17 protein-coding genes and 1 pseudogene are annotated in these 20,162 nt (G+C 51.0%); 9 read left to right on the top strand and 9 right to left on the bottom strand.

All coding sequences use genetic code 11. The annotated features are described in order from the left end of the window. The coding region (locus BLW97_RS19020; protein ID WP_242947823.1) for an ATP-binding protein at positions 1-94 on the top strand (94 nt) is incomplete at its 5' end. A 51-nt stretch (positions 95-145) separates the two neighbouring features. Here BLW97_RS19020 and BLW97_RS06425 read toward each other — a convergent pair. Continuing rightward, a pseudogene (locus tag BLW97_RS06425) lies at positions 146-2,515 on the bottom strand (quinoprotein amine dehydrogenase, beta chain-like protein); the annotation flags it as partial. 394 nt (positions 2,516-2,909) lie between these two features. Further along, the gene (locus BLW97_RS19025; RefSeq protein WP_143214857.1) at positions 2,910-3,056 is read right to left on the bottom strand and encodes a CBS domain-containing protein; all 147 of its coding nucleotides are present in this window, start codon (positions 3,054-3,056) and stop codon (positions 2,910-2,912) included. A gap of 418 nt (positions 3,057-3,474) precedes the next feature. On the opposite strand from BLW97_RS19025, the gene BLW97_RS06430 reads away from it, so the two are divergent. The 4 genes from BLW97_RS06430 (at position 3,475) to BLW97_RS06445 (ending at position 9,329) form a co-directional block, all read left to right on the top strand. Continuing rightward, positions 3,475-3,846: a YnfA family protein gene (locus BLW97_RS06430; RefSeq protein WP_226859375.1), complete on the top strand. Its 372-nt coding sequence runs from the start codon at positions 3,475-3,477 to the stop codon at positions 3,844-3,846. Between the two features lie 118 nt (positions 3,847-3,964). Then, positions 3,965-5,269, top strand: coding sequence for a TolC family protein (locus BLW97_RS06435; protein ID WP_075322692.1), 1,305 nt, complete (start codon positions 3,965-3,967; stop codon positions 5,267-5,269). Then, complete coding sequence (locus tag BLW97_RS06440) at positions 5,266-6,267, top strand: efflux RND transporter periplasmic adaptor subunit (RefSeq protein ID WP_075322693.1); 1,002 nt, start codon at positions 5,266-5,268, stop codon at positions 6,265-6,267. Before BLW97_RS06435 ends, BLW97_RS06440 begins: the two co-directional genes overlap by 4 nt. Next, entirely contained in the window at positions 6,264-9,329 is a 3,066-nt protein-coding gene (locus tag BLW97_RS06445; protein ID WP_075322694.1) for an efflux RND transporter permease subunit, read from the top strand. Before BLW97_RS06440 ends, BLW97_RS06445 begins: the two co-directional genes overlap by 4 nt. Before the next feature lie 85 nt (positions 9,330-9,414). Here BLW97_RS06445 and BLW97_RS06450 read toward each other — a convergent pair whose 3' ends face one another. The 4 genes from BLW97_RS06450 to BLW97_RS06465 form a co-directional block, all read right to left on the bottom strand. Next, complete coding sequence (locus BLW97_RS06450) at positions 9,415-9,927, bottom strand: hypothetical protein (RefSeq protein WP_075322695.1); 513 nt, start codon at positions 9,925-9,927, stop codon at positions 9,415-9,417. 2 nt (positions 9,928-9,929) lie between these two features. Beyond that, complete coding sequence (locus tag BLW97_RS06455; RefSeq protein ID WP_075322696.1) at positions 9,930-11,846, bottom strand: site-specific integrase; 1,917 nt, start codon at positions 11,844-11,846, stop codon at positions 9,930-9,932. Further along, positions 11,843-13,321 (bottom strand): tyrosine-type recombinase/integrase, encoded by a 1,479-nt coding sequence (locus BLW97_RS06460; protein ID WP_207650565.1) that lies wholly within the window; start codon positions 13,319-13,321, stop codon positions 11,843-11,845. The genes BLW97_RS06455 and BLW97_RS06460 overlap by 4 nt, the downstream gene beginning before the upstream one ends. Positions 13,322-13,484: 163 nt before the next feature. Next, positions 13,485-14,615, bottom strand: a complete 1,131-nt coding sequence (locus tag BLW97_RS06465) for a tyrosine-type recombinase/integrase (RefSeq protein WP_075322698.1) — start codon at positions 14,613-14,615, stop codon at positions 13,485-13,487. A 495-nt stretch (positions 14,616-15,110) separates the two neighbouring features. Between BLW97_RS06465 and BLW97_RS06470 the strand changes: the two genes are divergently transcribed. Then, positions 15,111-15,377 carry a superinfection immunity protein gene (locus BLW97_RS06470; RefSeq protein WP_010643038.1) on the top strand — a complete coding sequence of 89 codons (267 nt, stop codon included), beginning with the start codon at positions 15,111-15,113 and terminating at the stop codon, positions 15,375-15,377. 52 nt (positions 15,378-15,429) lie between these two features. Further along, a complete protein-coding gene (locus BLW97_RS06475) occupies positions 15,430-15,978 on the top strand; it encodes an AAA family ATPase (protein ID WP_075322699.1) in 549 nt (182 codons plus the stop codon). A gap of 10 nt (positions 15,979-15,988) precedes the next feature. Here the strand turns inward: BLW97_RS06475 and BLW97_RS06480 are convergent, their stop codons facing one another. Then, a complete protein-coding gene (locus BLW97_RS06480; protein ID WP_075323593.1) occupies positions 15,989-16,969 on the bottom strand; it encodes a cation diffusion facilitator family transporter in 981 nt (326 codons plus the stop codon). Positions 16,970-17,226: 257 nt separating this feature from the next. Here BLW97_RS06480 and BLW97_RS06485 point away from each other — a divergent pair, with 257 nt between their 5' ends. Both BLW97_RS06485 and BLW97_RS06490 read left to right on the top strand, forming a co-directional pair. After that, positions 17,227-17,514: a tetratricopeptide repeat protein gene (locus tag BLW97_RS06485; protein ID WP_024894719.1), complete on the top strand. Its 288-nt coding sequence runs from the start codon at positions 17,227-17,229 to the stop codon at positions 17,512-17,514. 64 nt (positions 17,515-17,578) lie between these two features. Next, entirely contained in the window at positions 17,579-18,313 is a 735-nt protein-coding gene (locus BLW97_RS06490) for a DUF481 domain-containing protein (RefSeq protein ID WP_242947720.1), read from the top strand. On the opposite strand, the gene BLW97_RS06495 is transcribed toward BLW97_RS06490, so the two are convergent. Beyond that, complete coding sequence (locus BLW97_RS06495) at positions 18,310-19,716, bottom strand: FGGY-family carbohydrate kinase (RefSeq protein WP_075322700.1); 1,407 nt, start codon at positions 19,714-19,716, stop codon at positions 18,310-18,312. The two genes, BLW97_RS06490 and BLW97_RS06495, sit on opposite strands and share 4 nt — an antisense overlap. A gap of 12 nt (positions 19,717-19,728) precedes the next feature. After that, positions 19,729-20,154 (bottom strand): preQ(1) synthase, encoded by a 426-nt coding sequence (gene queF, locus BLW97_RS06500; protein ID WP_024894724.1) that lies wholly within the window; start codon positions 20,152-20,154, stop codon positions 19,729-19,731. Between the last annotated feature and the right edge of the window lie 8 nt (positions 20,155-20,162).

Here is a 20,162-nt window from a genome sequence, read left to right on the forward strand (position 1 = left end):
GGCGCTTCTCGATCGACTGACCCACCACTGCGATATTCTGGAGACCGGAAACGATTCTTACCGGTTCAAAAAACGTCGCAGCCACCCCCTCTAAAACTGGTCAAAAATATACGCTGTTACCTGGTCATTTTTAAACGCTGTTTGACACCCAGGGGCTGATAACCAGCGCCAATGTCCGATGGCCATTAATATGATCAGCACCGGACTGTGCGTCATCCTCACTCAAAAAAATTGCCATATGTTTCCATTGCGGGGTCGTAGACAGATAATGGATAAATTTGGCCGTGGCGTAGTCGTTGTTGGCCACATAATAGTCTGGCGTGTAATAGCAGGGGGACAAACCGGCAGTATGATCATCCGGCAACCAGATATAAATGAAATGCGGAAATTTCGCGCCCGGATGTGATTTGAGCCATTGTTCTGCCAGTTTCTCTCGGTCTGTATCCAGGATCATCCTGTTCCAATAGGGATAGCGAACATCCATGTGCTGCAGCAAGCCAGCACGAATGACACCATCCCGGCGACGTGTCACGTTTTCGCCAAAATCCTCAAAACTGACATGATGCTGTAAAAGATCATTAAATAAATAAAGCTTTTCAGGATAGCTGATCCATGGATTAGTGTGATCGCCCAACGGTTGATAAATAACATAGGGATTGTGTGCGCCCGCTGCTTTGGGTTTTAGAGAAGATGTGCCGCCGGGACCTGCATTCCAGAGCAAACCACGATTGGAATAATATTCTGGCCACAGGCGTTGAACAACATCTGAATCCGAGGCACCATCAGTCCATTGGTGGCCTTGCGCGGTGACTTCCCCGTCGGCCATGAAATTGGCCAGCAAGGCATAATGTCCGGCCAAATTATACAAGTTCGGTAATTCTTTCTGATTATATAAATCAAAATGCGGATCTGCCCATTTCCCAGCCGGTTTATAATCTCCTAAATCCTCATCAAATGTCTTGTTTTCACGGAGAATAAATACAACGTAGTGAATATGCTTACGCAGATAGGCGGTAGTTTCGACATTTTCCTTATTGCGGACGTTGCGCTGCTCCAAAGTAAAACCATCATTGTGCAAAGCCGTCTCTGTCCATTCAGCAAGGTGGGCCGGGATGTCCTTGAGAGCCACTTTCTGGATCACGCCGTGCATCATGTTGCCAATCCACTGGCTTTGCAGATTGGGTCCGGAGCCCAGGCCTTTGGCGCAACTGATATACAGCGCATCGTTCGCTATGCTCAGACTGGTCGGGTACCAGGCTGTAGGAATCAGTCCCAGACGCTTCCCGGTGTGGATGTCATACACCGCTACATCGTTGTTACCTGCATTGGCAACATAAAGTCTGCCATCGGCAACGGCAAGCCCGTCCGGATAGCTGCCCGGAGGAGCGTCAGGATAAGGGCTGTCATCTATTACCTGTAATGGCCGCAAATTTTTAGTATCCACTTCTACCACCTTGTCAATATTTGCGTCGGCGACAAAAACGTTGGGACTATTCGGTACGGCAACCATTGCGGTGGGATGCACACCCGCCGCCACTGTCGAGGAGCCGACCGCCGGACCGGTGGGGATTTCGCCCAGAACCTGCATGCTTTGCCGGTTGAGAACGACAACGCCGTTACCCGCCCAGTCGCTGACTACCAAGTGCTGACCACTGTCGGCCAGGGTCACCGCAAAGGGATAAGCGCCGACATTGACATATTCGGTTTTGCCGGTAGCGATATTGATACGTGCCAGGCTATTGGCGAGCATGCCCGTGACATAGAGGTGTTTATTTTCAGGGCCAACCACCACAGAGTCCGGATAAAACAGATATTTCTTCTGGTGGTTGCCCTGATACTGATAGGGATACTGATCCTTTGGAAAAGCCTGCCACTGTAAGGAATACTGATGAATAACCGTAATTTTTCCCTGAATGTTGCGCAAAGCCACTACTTGATCAGAATTCCCCCCGGTAGCGTAGAAAGTACCATCCGGACCTGCAGCCAATCCCTGGAAAAAGTCGCTGTGCGAGAGAACGGATGTGGAAATCACTTTCGGATTGCTTTCAGCAGTAAGTGAAGCTTTGGCTTGGGCAGTTTTCAATGAAGCGTCTTCCTCGGGCACATAAACCACCCCTGCCGCACCCGCATGTTGTGGATTGATAGCGATTCCACTACCGCCGGGAGTTGCAAAAGCCATTGCTTGAGCCGGTACGACTTTAGAAAAAGCGGCCAGACGATCAATCCGCTGAAGCGTCTTTCCGTCATAAAATGTAATAGTTTGAAAAGGTGTCGCACCATTAGCCAGCACAGCAACATCATCGCCATAAGCGGCTACCATCGTAGGGAAATTTGGTGTGCCGTTGATGGTACCAACCGGTGTTGCGCTGCGTCCGGTGGGTAAGATGGCGGTATAATTTGCTTTGTTTTGTGCGTCAAGCTGAACCGCACTCAATACTTGTCGATCAAGTGGGTTAGCCAAGGCGGTTGGCAAGTTGTAGAGCAGCCCTGCGAAGATACTACAGATAACACTCATCCGGACAAAATTTCTCGGTACCCATTTCAATGAGTTGTATGCCTGCGAATGTTCTTGTGTAGCCTGCGGGGAGCGTTGCCAATACAACGCGCGCAAGATGCTCCTTAGCAGAGAAGATCGCTGCATAGGAATTTGCTTCATCGTGTCTGAAATCATCACTCCGCTATGGGCAGACAACCACGGCTGGCTATGCGTCAGATTATGTTTTACGACGTTCATGTGGCTATCTCCATGCCTTATGTCATCTTTACGTCACGTTGCGTACGATAAGTATTTTTAGAAAACAATCATATAAGATCTCTAGCAACAGATTCAGTGTAGCGTCCGCAATCTTTTCATAACAAGGCTTTTGTCTTTCCCAAATGACTGCGATTGAATTCAGCGGCAGTCCATGTCACCTGCCGCTTTTAGACCATGATGATTGTGCGGTTTGTGCATGCGTGTCGATTACCGGTACACTGTTGATTTGGTGTTCCAGCAGTAGCTGGGCGATCTCCGCCACTTGGGTCTGCGGCCCGACGATAATCGGATGCGGAGTCATGAGTCACTCCACGTTCATTTCGTTTTCTCCTCTTTGCTGGTTCGGTCTCTCAGGTCCGATCACTACGGTCACGACGCTGGATTCAGCAGCGATCGCAAGTGGTCTATGCCCACCGGCTCCTCTGTCTGCATGGGTACCAGGGCGATGCGTTTGGCGTAGTCGGTGCGAACCGACCGGATCTGGGCCACCTCCAGTGTTAAACAGCGCTTGAGATTTATCAGTTTTTAGCAGAAAACAGCGTCAAAATGGTTTGCCCTTGACCTAACATGTATTCCACAAAATATGTCAATCTATCACGTGGTTAAATATTCATTTTTAACTAAGTCGCATGGTAAATGCATGATGCTGACATATGGCAAAAGATGACGCTGATTAACAGGCCAAACATACGATCTTGAGCCCAAGCAGAGGATTGAACATGCTCGCAACTGAACCGAATATGACAAATGTGGGCGTGGCGCTCAAGCTGCTGCGAATATTATTCCTGTTTATTGTTACGGCGCTCGCTGAGATTGTCGGCTGTTACCTACCTTGGCTCGTGATCAAACAGGGCAAACCGCTCTGGCTGCTGTTGCCCGCAGCCATCTCGCTCGGTGCCTTCGCCTGGTTGTTGACCCTGCATCCGACCGCCGCCGGGCGTACCTACGCCGCGTATGGCGGCGTGTACATCGCAGTGGCCATCGGCTGGCTTTGGATGGTTGAGGGAATACGCCCAAGTTTTTGGGACGTTATCGGCAGTTTCCTTGCCCTGACGGGAATGGCCGTTATTATGTTCGCGCCCAGAGGCTAGCACCGTTTTTCTGCCCTGCAAGACGGGTTTTGAGATCGCGTGACCATTCGCGCTTGTTCATTACGTAACGATATGCCTCAAATGGACCAGCCTAGCTGATTGGGAGTAACATTCGCCGATGTTTCATGTTCGTTTATATTTAACGGCTCTCATAGTTTGCATTTTGCCAAGCATTGCACTTGCAGATGGGGTTTCCCTTACTCTGCCTGCAGCGATTACCGAAGCCCTGCACACGCAACCGCAAGTTTTTCAATCTGCACACACTGCGGCAGCAGGTCGAGATCTCTCTCAGGCGGCGCATGCCGTGCTTTTGCCGCAGGTTTCTCTTGCCGCAGGTAGCATCTGGTCCGAGAGCAGAAATGGCCAACCCCTGTTTATTGCGGCCAACGCTCCGCGCGAAGTGGTTGGACAAATCCATGTCTCAGTCCCGCTTTATGCTCCGCAACTGCACGCCCTAGCGAAGGCCGCAAAAGATCAATCCGCCATTAACCGGTCTCAAGAAACGGCAACCCTTCTGCGGGTGGCTGCTCAGGTCGTCAATGCCTATTATCAGCTCAACTTGCTGCAAACTCAGACAACCATATGGCGCAGCACGTTGAATGTCGCCCAAAAACTCTATCTGGACACGCATAAAGCGTATAAAGCCGGAGCCGTATCACAATTGGATCTGACCCAATCTGCCATACTGCGTAACAAAGCACGCGCCGGATTAGAGCAGACCGCAGCGGAGACCCGTGCTGCGACAAGGTTGCTGAATCTGCAGTTAGGGCGTGCAGCAGATGGGAAGATCATATTGTCCAATAGACCAGAGTTTGCGAGCCTATTGCCCAGTCCATCTCACCTGGATACCCAGGCAAAGCAAAGGCAACCGTTGGTACAGGTTGCGGATCGACAAATCGCTTTAGCACGCGCGCAGATTCAAGTGCAGCGTGGTGCCACATTACCGACTATCAACGCCAGTGCTGCTTATGGCGTGGACACAGCCACCGCGCCACGGACTGGAGATCTCGGCTGGCAGGGAGCCTTGACACTCAGTATGCCGATATTCGGATTTGGCGCACATCAAGATCGAATCGCTGCTGCTCAAGAACAGTTAGCCGCCTTACGTTCCGCGCGCCAGGCGCTGATTCTGCAGATTGACAGCCAAATTGCCCATGATTATGGCGCTGCCCAGGCGGCTGAAGAAACATTGAATAATGCCCGTACGACAGCCCATGAAGCATTTAGCGTCTACACCATGACCCGAAAAGGCTATTTCGCGGGTGCCTTTAATGCACTGAATCTCGCTCAGGCAGAGGGCAGTTGGGTACGAGCGCGCTTGCGCCTCGCCAGTGCCAAAATTGCCGTGCAAATGACGCGCGCTCAATTGGAACTTGATATGGGGCGCTACCCTACAGAAAAAAAGGAAACTTCCCACACATGACGCTATCCTCCCGAAGCATTCGACCACACCATGCTGCGCGATACCTGGTGATGCTGCTTTCCTTTTTATCGATATCTTCGGCCTGGGCTGTGCCGGTTACCGTGGCGATTGTGAAGGCCTCAACATGGACGCAAAAGATATCCGCCATGGGACAAGTCAAAAGTGTTGGACAGGTCACCCTGACAGCCCCTATGACCGGGCGAGTCATAGGGCCATTTCAGCCTACCGGAATGCTTCAGCCCGGTACGGTGATTGCACGCATTGATCCCCCAGGTCTACAGGCACGCATTCAGGCTGCAAAGGCCCAGACGGACTACGCCCGGATTGCTCTGCAGCGCAATCAACGCTTGCTGCGGGATGGCGTTGTTGCCGTTGCCACGGTGGATTCCAGTCGGGTTGCCTTGCAACAAGCCATCGCCACCTCACGCGCGCTTCAAGCTGAACAATCGGATCAGTCACTCGTGGCCCCTTTTGCAGGGAGCATTGATTATCTCGTGGCCCCCGGGGCTGTGGTCACGGCGGGAGCCCCCATCGCTAGACTGAGCGGTCGTGGGCAGCCCTGGGTAGAATCACTCGTCCCACCGCAGACTGCCTTTCACCTGACGGTTGGGTCACCCGTTCATCTGCAGGCAGGCCCCTGGCAGGGAATTGGGCGAATTCGCAGCATTGGAAGCAGCGCGCGCCAGTCTGGTCTCGTCTCTGTTGTGATCAATTTGCCTGCGAATGCACGGTTGCTACCCGGAGAATGGATTTCCGTACATCTCCAAGTCCCAAAAAAGCGGGCCGTGGCTGTACCGGTCGCTGCTGTGGTGATGCACGGTGTTCATGCCGTGGTCTATGTAGATCATCACGGTCATGCCCAGCCTGTCACCATTAGGGTATTGGATACAGAACATGGTGTTGCGCGAGTAGTCGGTGATCTCAAGGTCGGTGAACGGGTCGTCATGTCTGGCAATACCCGCCTGAATAGTCACGCTCCGCTGGAGATTCAGAAATGATCCGGAGCTATCTACGGTTTTTGTGGGAAACGCGTTATACAGTGCTTCTCCTGATTGGTTTGCTCTTGGCCGCCGGTTGGATCGCCTTCCAGGAAATGCCAGAGAGCATCTTTCCAGCAGTAGACTTCCCCAAGGTGTCGGTGCTGGTACATACCAACGATCTTCCAGTCAAATTCATGCTGCTGCAAGTGACTCGGCCCTTGGAGGAAGCCGCCAAAGGCGAACCAGGGGTTACGTTGGTGCGCTCTCAAACAGGAAATGGCCTGACCAAGCTGCATGTCTACTTTGGCCCCCATACCAATCCTGATCTTGCCTATCTGATGCTACAGGCCCGACTGTCACACATTGTCCTCCCAGTCGGAGCAAAAATGAGCGTGCGGCTGATGACGCCCAATATCTACCCCCTGTCTGAGTATGCACTGGTCTCCAATCACCTGGATAGCTCCGCCATGATGGCGACTTTCGCCTTTTCCATTCGTCCAGCAATTCTGTCGGTGCAGGGGGTTTACCATGTGGACGACACAGGGCGCGGCTGGCCCGAAGTCCATATCCGTCTGAATCCAAAAAAATTGGCGCAATATCATCTCAGCGCTGCTCAAGTGGTCAGCGCCCTGCGCGCTCAACAGGGGCCCTTTTTCTCCGGGGTACTCAATGCGTTTCATGAGCAATTTATTCTTGCTACTACGCCGCGCCCCAGTGACGCCGCCCATCTAGCCAACGTGACACTTCCATTAGGCCGCGCCAATGCCGCAGGGGTGCACGCACCCATCGCCTTGGGGGCACTCGGCAGCATTCAGACCGGACCACCGCCACTGATCCGACAGGCCGCCGTCGCTGGGTACCGCCACGCGCTGCTCATGGACATCTCGGCACAACAGGGCGTGAATCAGGTCAATGTCTCGAATGCCGTGCAAAAACGAATACAGTTGCTGGAGGCGCATTTGCCAGCACATATGCATATCGTTCCTATTTATAAAATGAGCCATCTCATCCAGTCCAGTTTGAGCGATGTCTGGATCGCACTAGGTCTTGGCACGGCCATTGCTTTCATTATCGTCTTTCTCTTTCTGGGCCGATGGGATGGAGCTATTGCGACCCTGGCCGTGGTGCCTCTGGCAGTAGCCGCAACGATGCTGGTATTGCATGCACTGGGGCTCGGCATCAACATCATGACGCTCGGTGGTATTACCGCCGCCATCGGAGCACTTGTTGACCATGCCATTGTTATCGTCGAAAGGGGCATACACGGGCTGGAAGGTGACGATGAGACGCGTCGACGCATGACCTTGCGACGGATTAGCGATATTTTACCCATGATGACGCTCGCGACGCTCACCGCATGTGTCATTTTTATTCCACTGATTTTTCTCTCCGGCACCATCGGCCTATTGTTCCGACACATGGCGTTAGCCATTGTGGTGGCGTTGATCACTTCTCAGCTTGTCGCCATTATTGTCACACCCGTTTTCGCTCTGTGGATCTCCACCCGTGCGAAACATGTTCATCGTCTACCCGGAGAACGCTGGCTGCGTCGTCACTACAGTCGGTTGCTAGTGGGCGGCATGCGCCGCCCCTGGGTGACCATTCCAGTAGTGCTTGTATTAATGCTTGTAGCGGGGGTCGGCGCCACCCAGATACCGACCGCGTTTTTACCTCATTGGGATGAGGGTGTTTTCGTGGTGCCCTATCGCACGCCGGTGGGGAGCGGTATTGCAGCAACCATGCGCGTCGGTCGAGCCTTTATGCGCATAGCCAAGGAAAATCCTAATGTGGAGCGGGTCTCTTTGGTCGCGGGCCGTGGCCTTAGTGCCGCCTATTCGACACCCAACAAGGGTGCATTGACGATACTGCTCAAAGCCCATCGTACGCAGAGCACAGAAACTGTGATGCGCGTTCTGCGTCGCCGGTTTCATCAAGCAGCGCCCGATTTGGCATCCCTGGAGACCATGCAGGTCATGATCAACCGCCTCGGCAACCTCTCCGGCTCCCATGCTCCTCTCGTAATCGATCTTTTCGGCAGCAATTCCACCATCCTCCATGACACAGGACTGCGACTGACCAAGGCGCTACAGGCAAGCCATGACTTTCAGTCCATCGTTTTCAAATCTCCCTCGGCAGGTCCGGAAATCGCTATCAATCCGAGCGCACTGGCTAACATGGAAGACTTCAGTCCGCTCGCCTTATCTGAGGAACTCAAGACCCGTTATTGGGGACGCCAGGCAGGATTTCTCCTGCATGGCGAGCAGATTTTGCCTATCCGTGTGCAGGTCGCAGGGGGGCAAGCTATGAATTCGACCAACTTTGGTAATACGCCGGTGCGCCTGCCCAATGGCACGTTAACTTCGTTGTCCCAGGTCGCACAGGTGTTACCGCAGGGGATGGTGCCTTATGTGACCCATCAGAATCTCGTGCCCTATGCGGCCATAAAGCTGAGTCCGCGGGCAGGAGAGGGGCTTTCACAGGCTGCGACCAAGGCCAACGCTGTCATTGCCGGTGCACACCTGCCTACTGGCGTCACCAGCTATATAGCCGGTACTTATCAGGAGCAACAGAAAAGCTTTCAGCAAATGACGGTGATTCTCATCGCCGCACTATTGATTTTGCTCATCTTGCTGGGCTTCCAGTTCGGAAGCCAGAAGGCAGGGACAGTTGCTATTTTCTCCATTGCACTGGCGGCACCGGGCGCTTTGATCTTGTTGCTGATTACTGGTAAGGATCTTGACAGCACGGCTTTTCTCGGGATTTTGCTAGTGTTCGCGATTGCCGTGAACAATGTGATCCTGATCTTCGCTCGTGCCCGCCAACTGGACGGTAACCATCCAAAACCGGCCAGTGTAGCGTTTGCTGCCCGCCAGCGTCTGAGGCCCATCCTGATGACGATGCTGGCCGATGTTTTTGGCTTTCTGCCTCTCGCTATCGGCATCGGGCACGGAACCGATCTACTGCAACCTCTGGCCACCTCGGTCATGGGCGGACTGGCACTAGGAACAGTGATGACCTTATGGCTGGCCCCGGTGCTATATGTCGCATGGACAACAAAAAGGCCAAGTACTTGCAATTAGCAATTCTAACAACGTGATTATGTCGCACTATGTCGTGAAAATTTCCCATGGCCGACTGATGGAGAGTGGGTCCGGCGCAAAACAGTCAGGATAGAGTCTCTCCATCCCCAGCATTGGGTAGGGTGATCACTTTCTGTAAGGTGGTGGGTGCACGCATCTGTTTCTGATAGTCCGCGATACGGGCATCACGGACCTGCAGTTGCGTTTCCAGTTCATGAATGCGGAGATCCAGCCGGTAATTGATCCGGGCCAGGGCAGCGACTTCGGCTTGCGCTTCTTCTACCAGTTTCCGGTATTCCTTGAGTTTCGCTTCGGCCTCAGCCAATTCGGAACGCTGGGCCTTGAGTTGTGTACGAGGGGCCATGTCGTTGATTTTACGAATCTGTACCAGGATCGGTTCATGAAAACGATATAGCGTCGCCCGATCCACGTCTGCTTCTACAGCTACGGCGGCGGCCGTGATTTTGATCCCTTTTTTCACCCGGCGCGGATTACCATGCACCAGACGGCTCAGAGCCGCTTCCAGCTTGCGGCGAGTCGCCTTAAGCGAATTTTGACCGTGCTGCCTCAAGGCTGCGAGGCTTTTTTCCGAACCCATAATTATTGGTCCTTTGATGCTTCCAGTCTGCGTAGAACAGTTTCGGCTTTGTCCAGGATCAGTTGCGCCCGGGCGCGACCCGATTCTCCCATATCGTCCAGAGCCAACGCCTCCTTTTGCTGGTCACGAATACCCTCCCAGACCGGCCGATGTTCAGGGCCAATAATGCCATAATGGCAATCCACACACATTTGCGCTTCGAAAATGCACAAACCCCCACATCCCGTTCCCCGGGCGTTCCCTACACACCAGGAATGACCGGTTCCATTCAGGGTGATGGATCCTGAATACTCCGCAATCAGTTTTTCTTTATTTTCCGCCGTACGGACTGACGATCGCCAGGCCTTCAGCCATTCGCCCCCCTTGGCCAAAGGGGCCTCTGAATCCAACAACCCAGTCATAATCTCGGATTGCCGAGTTTGCTTTTCCTGCGTGACCATAGCCATCAATTCGATGTCCGATTCATACTCATCTGCACCCCCATCCGCATAGTAAGTGGTCATATCCAGGCTCCAATGACCAAAATGTTCACACAGTGTCAGTAAATCACCCAATTCCGAGCGGGCTATGAATCGTGCATACGTTCGCCGAAACTGATGGGTATGCAGCGGATAGGGTTGATTATTCTCACCACGAATATCAAAATCTTTACAAAAAATCTTAAGATCGCTGTTAATAGCAGTGATTCCAATAACGGTTACAGGACTTCTGCCAGGAATAGTTAAGAAAAGTTTATTTTTGTGTCGAGTCAAAAATGTATGCCGCTTACTAACCTGCCGTACATCTTCATTACTAATATTTTCTAATTGTCGTTTGAGTCCTTGTTCTTCTGCTTCCATTCTTCCATGGACACTGTGCATAAGACGGGTGAGGACAATAACCGCCTCCTCTACTACGGGTGGAACCAGCCACGTCTTTTTCTTGTGACCAGTTTTATATGTTGTGCCATGCAGAAAGGTCAGGGAACCAAAGCCATCCTCTGTAGATTTGTGGGTGATACAATCTGTATCGAGAGACAAAACCTCAGAATTACGCATCCCGGAGAAAAGGTTTATGATAATGTAACAACTTGTTCTTAAAGTATATAGTTCATTGCTGAGCTTAACACTACAATTTTTAGATTTACTCTTGATCGTTAACGAGATATAGTCATAAGATCGATTTTTATTTTTTGGTTTTATGTCTGTATTTATGGTATTTTCTAGGACTTCAAGAATTTTCGGAGCACGATTCTGGATATAATCTAGTGAAATTTTAGTAAGTTTGTTGAGCACGTCTTCAGAAATGCATTCCGTCGTTGAAGCTCTATGATTCTTCCATGTTTTTAACCCAGCAAGGGAAACCGAAGATTCATGCGGCCATGGATGCTTAGAGAGGGCATCGTTTAACTTCTCTCTTTGATGATAAATATCCTCTACAATCCCCAGAAACTGGGCTATCGTTCCAGGGCTTAACAAACCCTCTCCATTCGCTCTGAAGCGCGCTACCTTGGCATAATCAAGCGTATGGTTTTCTATTTCACGGAACTGTTTGAAACCACATTTTAGCATCCAATAAATTAAATATCGCACAGAAGCAGTTTTGTGTTTTAGAGTTAACATACCAGGTCTTTTCCTGCCTTCTACAGGATCCAGGAAAAGTGACCAGATAAAGCTTTTCGCCGACAATAGCAAATCGGCATGTTCCGAATCGGTAAACCTTCCTCCTTGAGGCAGTTTAAAGTCCCAACGAATCATCTTACTGCTTTGGGTAAGATTTTCTTGCAATATATAGGGATAAAAATCCCACACTGGATCACCAAATCGACTGACCGTGAAGAGGCTGCCGTCTTCACGTACTGCGATAGAAACCGGTAAGTCTCCCAACTCCGTATGGTTGGCTAACGTTTGTGGCCAAAGGGCTAACAGGCTGAGACTCATGGTAATATGCTTCGCCAGGTAGGGTGCGGTGACACTTGCGCTTTTTGGCGGGCTTGCTCCACGATTTCAGGATCAAACAAGGGGGCTATATCCACATCAATGCGCTGAATGATCGGGCCGTATGTTTTGAGCCAATGTTCAGGGTTTATTTTGATGCGGTCAGCCAGCAAGCGATAATAAAAACTGAAAAGTCGCCAAAGATCGTCTTCAAAGACACACATATTAGGGCAGCGAAAACAGCTAAGGTATTTATTGCAAACAGCATCATTCTCTCTGAAAGGGTTACGACAACGGGCTATTCCCGTACTGTAACCTCCGGCAAGAAGGTTGCGCATTTCCTGTAGAGGAATGGCTCCATCTGCGGCCAGAATGGCTTTTCCTTCAATTTCTGTGCGGGTAAAGCGATGCGCCATAGCATCCAATACCAACGCATGATTGCGCTCTGATTCAGCAGGCAGTGTCAAATAATGTCGGGCGGTGGTTTCTGCTGATGAATGCCCTAATACCCTTTGTATTAATCGGATATCGTGTGTGCGGCGATACAGTTCGGTGGCCATCGTGGGTCTTAGCCTGGAAAATTGTAACGACAATGGTTTCCCGTCATCATCTTGAAGTGCGTGACGGGCAGAAAACTTTCTGGCACCACACCCTACCGAGTTAGCGTCTAAACGAACGACTTCACCATCCACTTTCCCATGTCGGAGACGTCGAATCATGACGAGTTCCCGCAGTTCTTTTGAAGCCAATCGCGATAGTGGTTCTGTATATTGGCTCAAAAAGCGAATGTGGTCGGCGATGGTAGAAGGAATTGCTTCGAGAGCATTATGCGATCTGGAACCTGCTTTTCTACTAAATGCCGTGGCTTGCGTGGAGTATCCGCGTCGCTTCATCGTTACAAGAAACTCTCGGTCGGGTAGCGGGTGTTCCTGCAGACTGTTCCGACGAATATCCAACAAACTTTGCAGATTTTTCCCCGTGGCAATGCCTATGATGAGTAAATGCACTACAAGCACCTGGGTCTGATCGAGGTCATGTCCCGATGAACTGTGGATATTGCTCAGATCTTTATGGGCTGCAGCCAGAATGCGCTGCTGCTCCAAACGGGAGTAAGGAGATTTTTTAGGGACAAGTCGATTCCCATGGGGGAACGGATTGCTGGGAAAAATCGCAGCAGTGTCGCTTGGGTTCCGAGAACAGTACAGCAGCAGCGTTTTGAGCGTATTGTATATGCTCCTTCTTGTACCCAGTGATAGCATTGATCCTTTATGAGCGCCTCTGGTAACAGGTTGAAGCTCCAGCCAGCCGAGAAAATCAACAATGACCTTACGATCAACCTGACCTGTGTTGGCGATGGTTATTCCGTTTTCTTCTTGGTGATCCAGGAATCGCCAAAAATATCTGAGGCCCATCCATGTAATTGACTGCAGTGTTTTGCCTACAACGGCATGGCGCATACGCCATACCGCATCACGCATCTCCTGTGCCAGTGCTTCTCTTCCATTCGCCCGATAGCGATTAAAATCCAGACAGACTGAGCCTATGTGTGGACACTGGATTGTAAAAGTCCAACCATGTGGCAGATCAATCAGCTCGCCGTCCTTTTCTGTCAGAGACACCTTTCGGTCTAATTTCGTCCGCCTAATGGCCATGGCTCAGCGACCTGCAGACATCAGCTATGTAACCGTCAATGTCATCATGCTGAATCAGATCCGCAGCATGGATGTATTGTTCAGTTGTGGTAATGGAACTGTGCCCCATACGATCCTTGACCCAGAGCAATGCCTGACTTTCTCCCTTGGTTCGGAGCATGCGCAAAAGTTCATAGGTCCCGTAGGTATGCCGCAGGAGATGTGGATGACAGGGAATACCTGTTTTCATACTGACTTTGGCAAAAGCATTATTGACGCCCTTAATGGAGAGCGGATCCCCCGTTCTCGATAGAAAAAAACGTGTGGTTTCCGTTTGGTATTTTTTTCTATGAAGGGCCAACAGCTTGGGCCATACGAATGTAAAATATTCATGGAGGGCGACGGCAAGATCATAAGGCAACATCACGGTTCGCGTTTTGTTTCCTTTCGTAGGTGTCATGCTCGCATCCAGGACCATCGAGATTTGTTTTCTTGGATCCCGCCCTGCGGGATTGGGGACTACTCGATAGTCCAGAGCGGTGACTTCTTCCCGTCTCATCCCCGTCAACAGCATGAGATAGCCCATCAATTGCAGCCGTCGTGGGCGGGTCTCTTCCAGAAAACGGATGGCCTTTTCCAATAATAGAAATTGGGGTCTACGATCGTAGGTCTTGAGGGTTAGTGCGTTTACCTCAAGACGTCCCCCTTTGGCGTCCACATGGGCCAGAAATCCTCGCGGTTTGGCCACCCAAATATCCTGTTTGGAAAAGGGTACTACCGTGGCTGTTCCCGATTTGACGGACCAGTCATAAAAAGCGTGCACACTCCGCAATCTTTGATTGACCGTGCTCCGTGCACACCCCCTCTCCAGCATGGCATCCCGCCATGCGGCAATTTGTCTCTGGCTGACAGCGTTCCAGTCCAGTCCGTTTGCTTCCAGAAAGGCAAAATATTCCAGCAGATTCGACCCGTAAGTTTGCCAGGTTTTCTCCGACCGCGTTCTGCCTCTGACTGTAGCTATGTAGCGCAGATACTGATTGGGTGGACTCACCAGCTCCATCTGGTCATCGCACAGAAAAGGAATATTGGGGCGCTCAACGCCCTCAATGCTACATGTAGAATCGGTAAAGAAAAGTTTCATGCAATGTACCCAACAAAGATAATCTCCTTACCTTGGCTCTCTTTCCAAGGGGGTTCTTCTAACTGGATGCCAACCTACGCCTACACATCATTTGGGCCTTACCCGACTCTCTCTTTGAGAGTTACTATGTCATACTTGTAATTTATTGTAAACATGTTATCTTTATTGTCAACAAACATAGGGTGACATACCATGTAAAATATGCAATGCTCAAACTATGCTCGATACAAAAATCTTTCTGAGAGTTCTATACCTCACTGTCGCAGATACGATAGCAACGAAATATGACACTATTGCGTCAATTTCATGACTTTTTCCTTACAAAAGATAATGATCGTGGAAATTTTCAAAAAAATAATATTAATCAATTGGATGGAATTTAAATAATATTTTCTATTCTAATATAATTTATTATTATAGTATGTTGTTCTAATCACTCCCTTTCTGAGCAAAATTCCGGTACAATTCTATTGTCTCTGCCAGGAGGCCTACATCATGCTACAGTGGATGACCGAAAGCCCTGCAGGTTTTGTTGCACTGCTTGTTGTTGCCTTTATTGTAATGCTGGGTGTGTATTTGTTACCGGCTCTGCTGGCCTGGATAATGGCCTGTCCGCAGCGGATGACTATTTCATTGCTGAATGTTTTTCTAGGTTGGACTGTGTTTGTCTGGATAGCGGTACTGGTTTGGGCTTTGGCTTCTGGCAAAGCTGAGCGTTTTGACGAAGATCCGGTTGTCAGAAAGGAACCCTGGTTGCGCTAGCTGTCAATAATGAAAAAATTCTCAATGTATTATCAGATTATTCAGGAAAAAAATGAGCGAGCTTAAGCAAAAGGGAAAAACTAAAGTGGACGCCACGGCCCCATCCGTCGATCAGGAAAAATTCCCCCTGGTCATTTTTACGGTCGGAACCGCCGCTTCGGGCAAAAGCTCGTGGGCAATATCCATGCAGGCAAAGCATCCTACCTTGCGTATTATCATCCTGGAACGGGACATGATTCGGGTGGCCTTGCAAGAGGCTGAGACCGGTCAACCCTTTTCCTGGGGCGAATGGAATCCGGCCTGGGAAAGCAAGGTACAATGGCTTTGGGAGCAACGGGTTCACGATGCAGTCAAACAATGTGATGTGTTGATTATGGCAGATACCCATCTGGACGCCGTGGAACTACAAAAAAAGGCCACCTGGTTACGGGAGTTGGGCGTGACGGATTTCACCCTGAAGTACTTTCAGGCTTTGCCGTTAACGGATCTCCTGCGCCGGGATCAAGGCAGAACCCATCCTGTGGGTGGTGAAGCTCTGCGCGAACATCTTAAAAAAATTGTTGCGGAAGATCGCTACTGGGCTGCTATTGAAGGGATTTGAGGGGGTCTGTTTAGACCTGCTGTTCTGGTTCCAGAGCGCAGGGGTGTTCGGTATCTCCGGTTTCTACTTGCAGGGTAGGATGAACGATGGCGAACTGTTCCCGGAGTGTCGTAGCAATGTCCGATAAAAACCCATCGCCGGGAAAACCTTGAGGCATAACCAGGTGTGCTGTCAGGGCAGTTTCGGTGGTGCTCATGGCCCAGATATGCAAATCATGTACGGCCGCCACATCTGGAAGGCCGCGTAAATAGCGGCGCACGGCATCAGTATCAATATTGTCCGGGACCCCGTGCAAAACGAGGCGGGCAGCTTCTTTCAGCAAAGACCAGGTGGCCAGAATAATCAGGGCGCTGATAATGAGACTGACGGTTGAATCCAGCCAGTACCAGTGCATAAACAGCATGACGATTCCTGCCAGCACGACACCCAGAGAAATAAACGCATCCCCGGCCATGTGCAAGAAGGCCGCTTTGATATTCAGGTCACCCTTGCGCCCGGACAAAAACAACAGGGCCGTACCGGTGTTGATCAGTACTCCCAGGGCAGCAACGGCAATGACTACCCGGCTGTCTACCGGGCTGGGATGAAGCAGGCGTTCTATGGCCTCCCAGGCAATACCACCAGTCACAACCAGCAGAAACAGAGAATTCGAGAGTGCTGCCAGAATGGAGCTACTACGCAAGCCATAAGTGTAGCGCTGTGATGGAGGCCGCAAGGCCAAGGCGCTGGCACCCCAGGCCATCACCAGGCCCAGTACGTCACTCAGGTTGTGGCCAGCATCGGCGAGCAAAGCCAGTGAATGACCCAGCACGCCAAATACAGCTTCTGCGAGCACAAAGACCACATTCAGGAAAATGCCAATGGAAAAGGCCCGCCCGAAACTTTTGGGCGCATGATGGTGATGGCCGTGCTGATGCCCGGAATGAGGATGCTGGTGATCATGCCCATCTTGTCGGGATTCGCAACGCGCTGACGTATCATGCTGGTGTATCAAAGGGAATTTTGCTTCGCTCAAGGGATTATGCTCTGGATGGATTTTTACCCTTCACAAGCATAGGGAAAAAGCTTAGTCTGGTCAACTCTCCATCAGACCGGAGGTCAGAGTTGATATCGGGAATGCCTGGAAAAGTTTTAATTTTAAGTGCCTCTCTGCTTTTTTTGCCATTAGCTGCAACGGCAGCCCCTGGCACTAAGCCGCTGGCTTCAAGCGCGACTGAGGCAGTTACACCTGCTGTGTTGGCGAAATGGATGTCCGGGGCCGAGCATGGTTATGGACCGGATCAATATCGTCTGGGACTGGCTTATGCTGCGGGGGATGGTGTCGCTCAGAATTTCAGTGAGGCCGCACACTGGTGGCGTAAAGGTGCCTACAACATCAATCCTCAGGCGGAACTCATGTTGGGTGAAGCCTATGCTCATGGCTGGGGAGTACCCCGCGATATAGACAAGGCTATTCACTGGTGGAAAGCTGCCGCGCGCTATGGCCCGCCAGAAGTAGCCAGCCGCGCCCAACTCCTGTTGGATTCAGCAGTATAATTCAGCCAGTTAACTAGGAATTTGCATGCGTTTTCTGTTCAATAAATGGTCTGTCTGGATGGTTATGATGGCGTTTTCCAGCGTTACAGTGCAGGCCATGGCCGATGAACCGGCGGTAAGTCCTTTGGTTATATCCAAAAGTGAATTTGCAAAAAAACCAGAGTGGTCTGGCTCTGTGGGTTTAGGTTTAAGCAGTAGTACAGGAACCAGTCAGGCGCTGAATCTCAATACGGATGACGCGTTACTCTGGCATCGCGGTTTGTGGTCGAACCAGAGTCGGCTTCTGTATAACTATGCGACTTCTCAAGGAGAAGTCAGCGCCGATCGCCTGGATGTCAGCAACCAGACCCGCTATGACATTGCCCTGCAGCAATATTTGTTTGCGAATCTCAATTATCATCGCAACCATTTTGACGGGTACTATTTTCGTGCTGACGAAACCCTGGGTTATGGACACTTTTTTGTTCTGAATCAGGTTTCTCATCTGCGTCTTGAAGCGGGTGCCGGTGTGCGTCAATCCCACCCCATTGGTGGAGTGTATAGCACGCATCCCATTGCCCGTCTCTATGGAAAATATCTCTGGAAATTCAGTCCACATGCGCATTTATCAGAGGCCGTAGATGCCATTTTGGCGGATAATGGAGCGAATACCTATAATTCGATTTTTAGTGTGGTCAGTCCGTTATATGGACCGTTGAATCTGCGTCTTGCCTTTATCGCAACTTATAACGCGAAAGTGCAAGCTGGTTTTAGGCCGATGAATACCTTGACCACTATCAATCTGGCCTATAACTTTTAATCAGAAAATCGGGAAAATTTTTCCTGAAATTTTTGAACATAAGGTGCATAACGCTCTACGGCATCTGCTGCAGGATAAAGTATTCTTCCCGGTTGGACGGGTGTCTGCCCTAATATTTTTAAGCCCCCCAAATCGGCAGCCGCAGCAATGAGAGCAGATCCTTTTGCCGCCTCAGTGTCCACTGTGATTTCTACAGGCCGATTCAAAATGTGGGCACGCATTTGCATCCAGGCAGCATTCATACTGCCACCCCCCACCGTTTTTATGGGCCCCTGAATGCTCACCCCCGCTTTTTCCATGACGTCATAGCCCCAGGCTTCAATATAGCTGAGTCCTTCCAGCAACATCTGAAAAGTCTCGGTATTTTGTCCGCTGGGAATGGTACTTCCCGGCCATGTAGGCGCCTGGATCGGGAAGCGTTCTCCGCTGCTGGCCAGAGGATACAACAAGGCAGCGCTGGGATATGCCGTATGGAGGGAGGATTCCAGCGCCCGCATTTGTTCTCGCTGAAAATGCTGCAGCAGGATACTTGCTCCGGCATTGGATGCCGCGCCAACCAGGCAAAAATCACCCAGATAATGGCTATAAAGACCCATTGTATTTATTGGTTTGCCATGCACGACCTTGAAAGCCAGGGATGAACCAAGACTGCTCAGGGCTGTGCCGGGCACATATAAACCAGCCGCAGTGGCCGCTGCAACGCTGTCTGTACAACCGGCGCGAATCTGGACTGCTGTGGACAAGCCCAGCCTTTGGGCCCATGGTTTATACAGCGTGCCGATGCTGATCCCTTCACGCACCACTTTCGGTAATATTGCCGGATCAATATCTGCAGTTTTCAGAATATTGAGCATTGGCTCCGGATATTTCATGTGTTGAGCATCCAGACCCATTTTCAGAACATTTCCCCGATCTGAAATCCCCCAGTGATTGGTGAGATGCGCAGCCACCCAGTCCGCCTGATGATGTACGTAATGCGCCTCCGAAAAATTATGGAGATGACAGCGTAACCACAGGAGTTTACTCAGGGAGCTGGCAGGGGATAGACAAATTCCCCCTTCTGGCCATTGCTGTTTCAACTGTTGTGCCTGTGCTGCAGCCCGTTGATCTGAATAGGCCAATACTGGACCCAGAACATTACCCCGTCGGTCACTGAGCAGGAGGGTTCCAGAGGTCCCATCCAGACTCATGGCCTTGATGGCAGACCAGGCCCGGGTATGAATGGATCGCAATTGTTGCGCCAGCATTTCCAGTCCCTGCAACCATCCCTGGCTATCGGTCAAACTTTCAGACGGACAGCCCGGGTAGGGAAGGGCGGCACTGGCTATCGTGTTGAGATTTTCATCAATAATTACACCGCGCAAGCCGGACGTTCCAAAATCAATCCCCAGATAAGTGGGCATGTCCGGCGCCGATCAGTAACCGGGCTGCTGCCGGGTCCATTGCACACCGGGCAACTGCCCGAGGATATCCGGGTTTTCCCAGCCGGGCTGGCGATGTTCGATGAGCAAATCGGTGCTGATGCCGCCACGCACATACCAGCGGCCCAGAAGGCGAAGATAACGCGGCTGAATCAGTTGAATAATATCGTCAGCAATCCGGTTACTCATGGCCTCGTGAAAAGCGCCTTCATCGCGAAAACTCCAGAGATACAGCTTCAGGGATTTAAGTTCAACATTATGCTGGTCAGGAATAAAATCGAGCATAAAATGCGCAAAATCGGGCTGTCCGGTCAGTGGACAGAGGCAGGTAAACTCCGGCATATCCATATGCACCACATAATCCCGCTCGGGATGGGGGTTGGGAAATCGTTCCAGACTTTTGCTGGGTTGACTGGGCATAGCTTAAT

This window comes from Acidithiobacillus albertensis (assembly GCF_001931655.1).
GTDB classification, from domain to species: Bacteria; Pseudomonadota; Gammaproteobacteria; order Acidithiobacillales; family Acidithiobacillaceae; genus Acidithiobacillus; species Acidithiobacillus thiooxidans.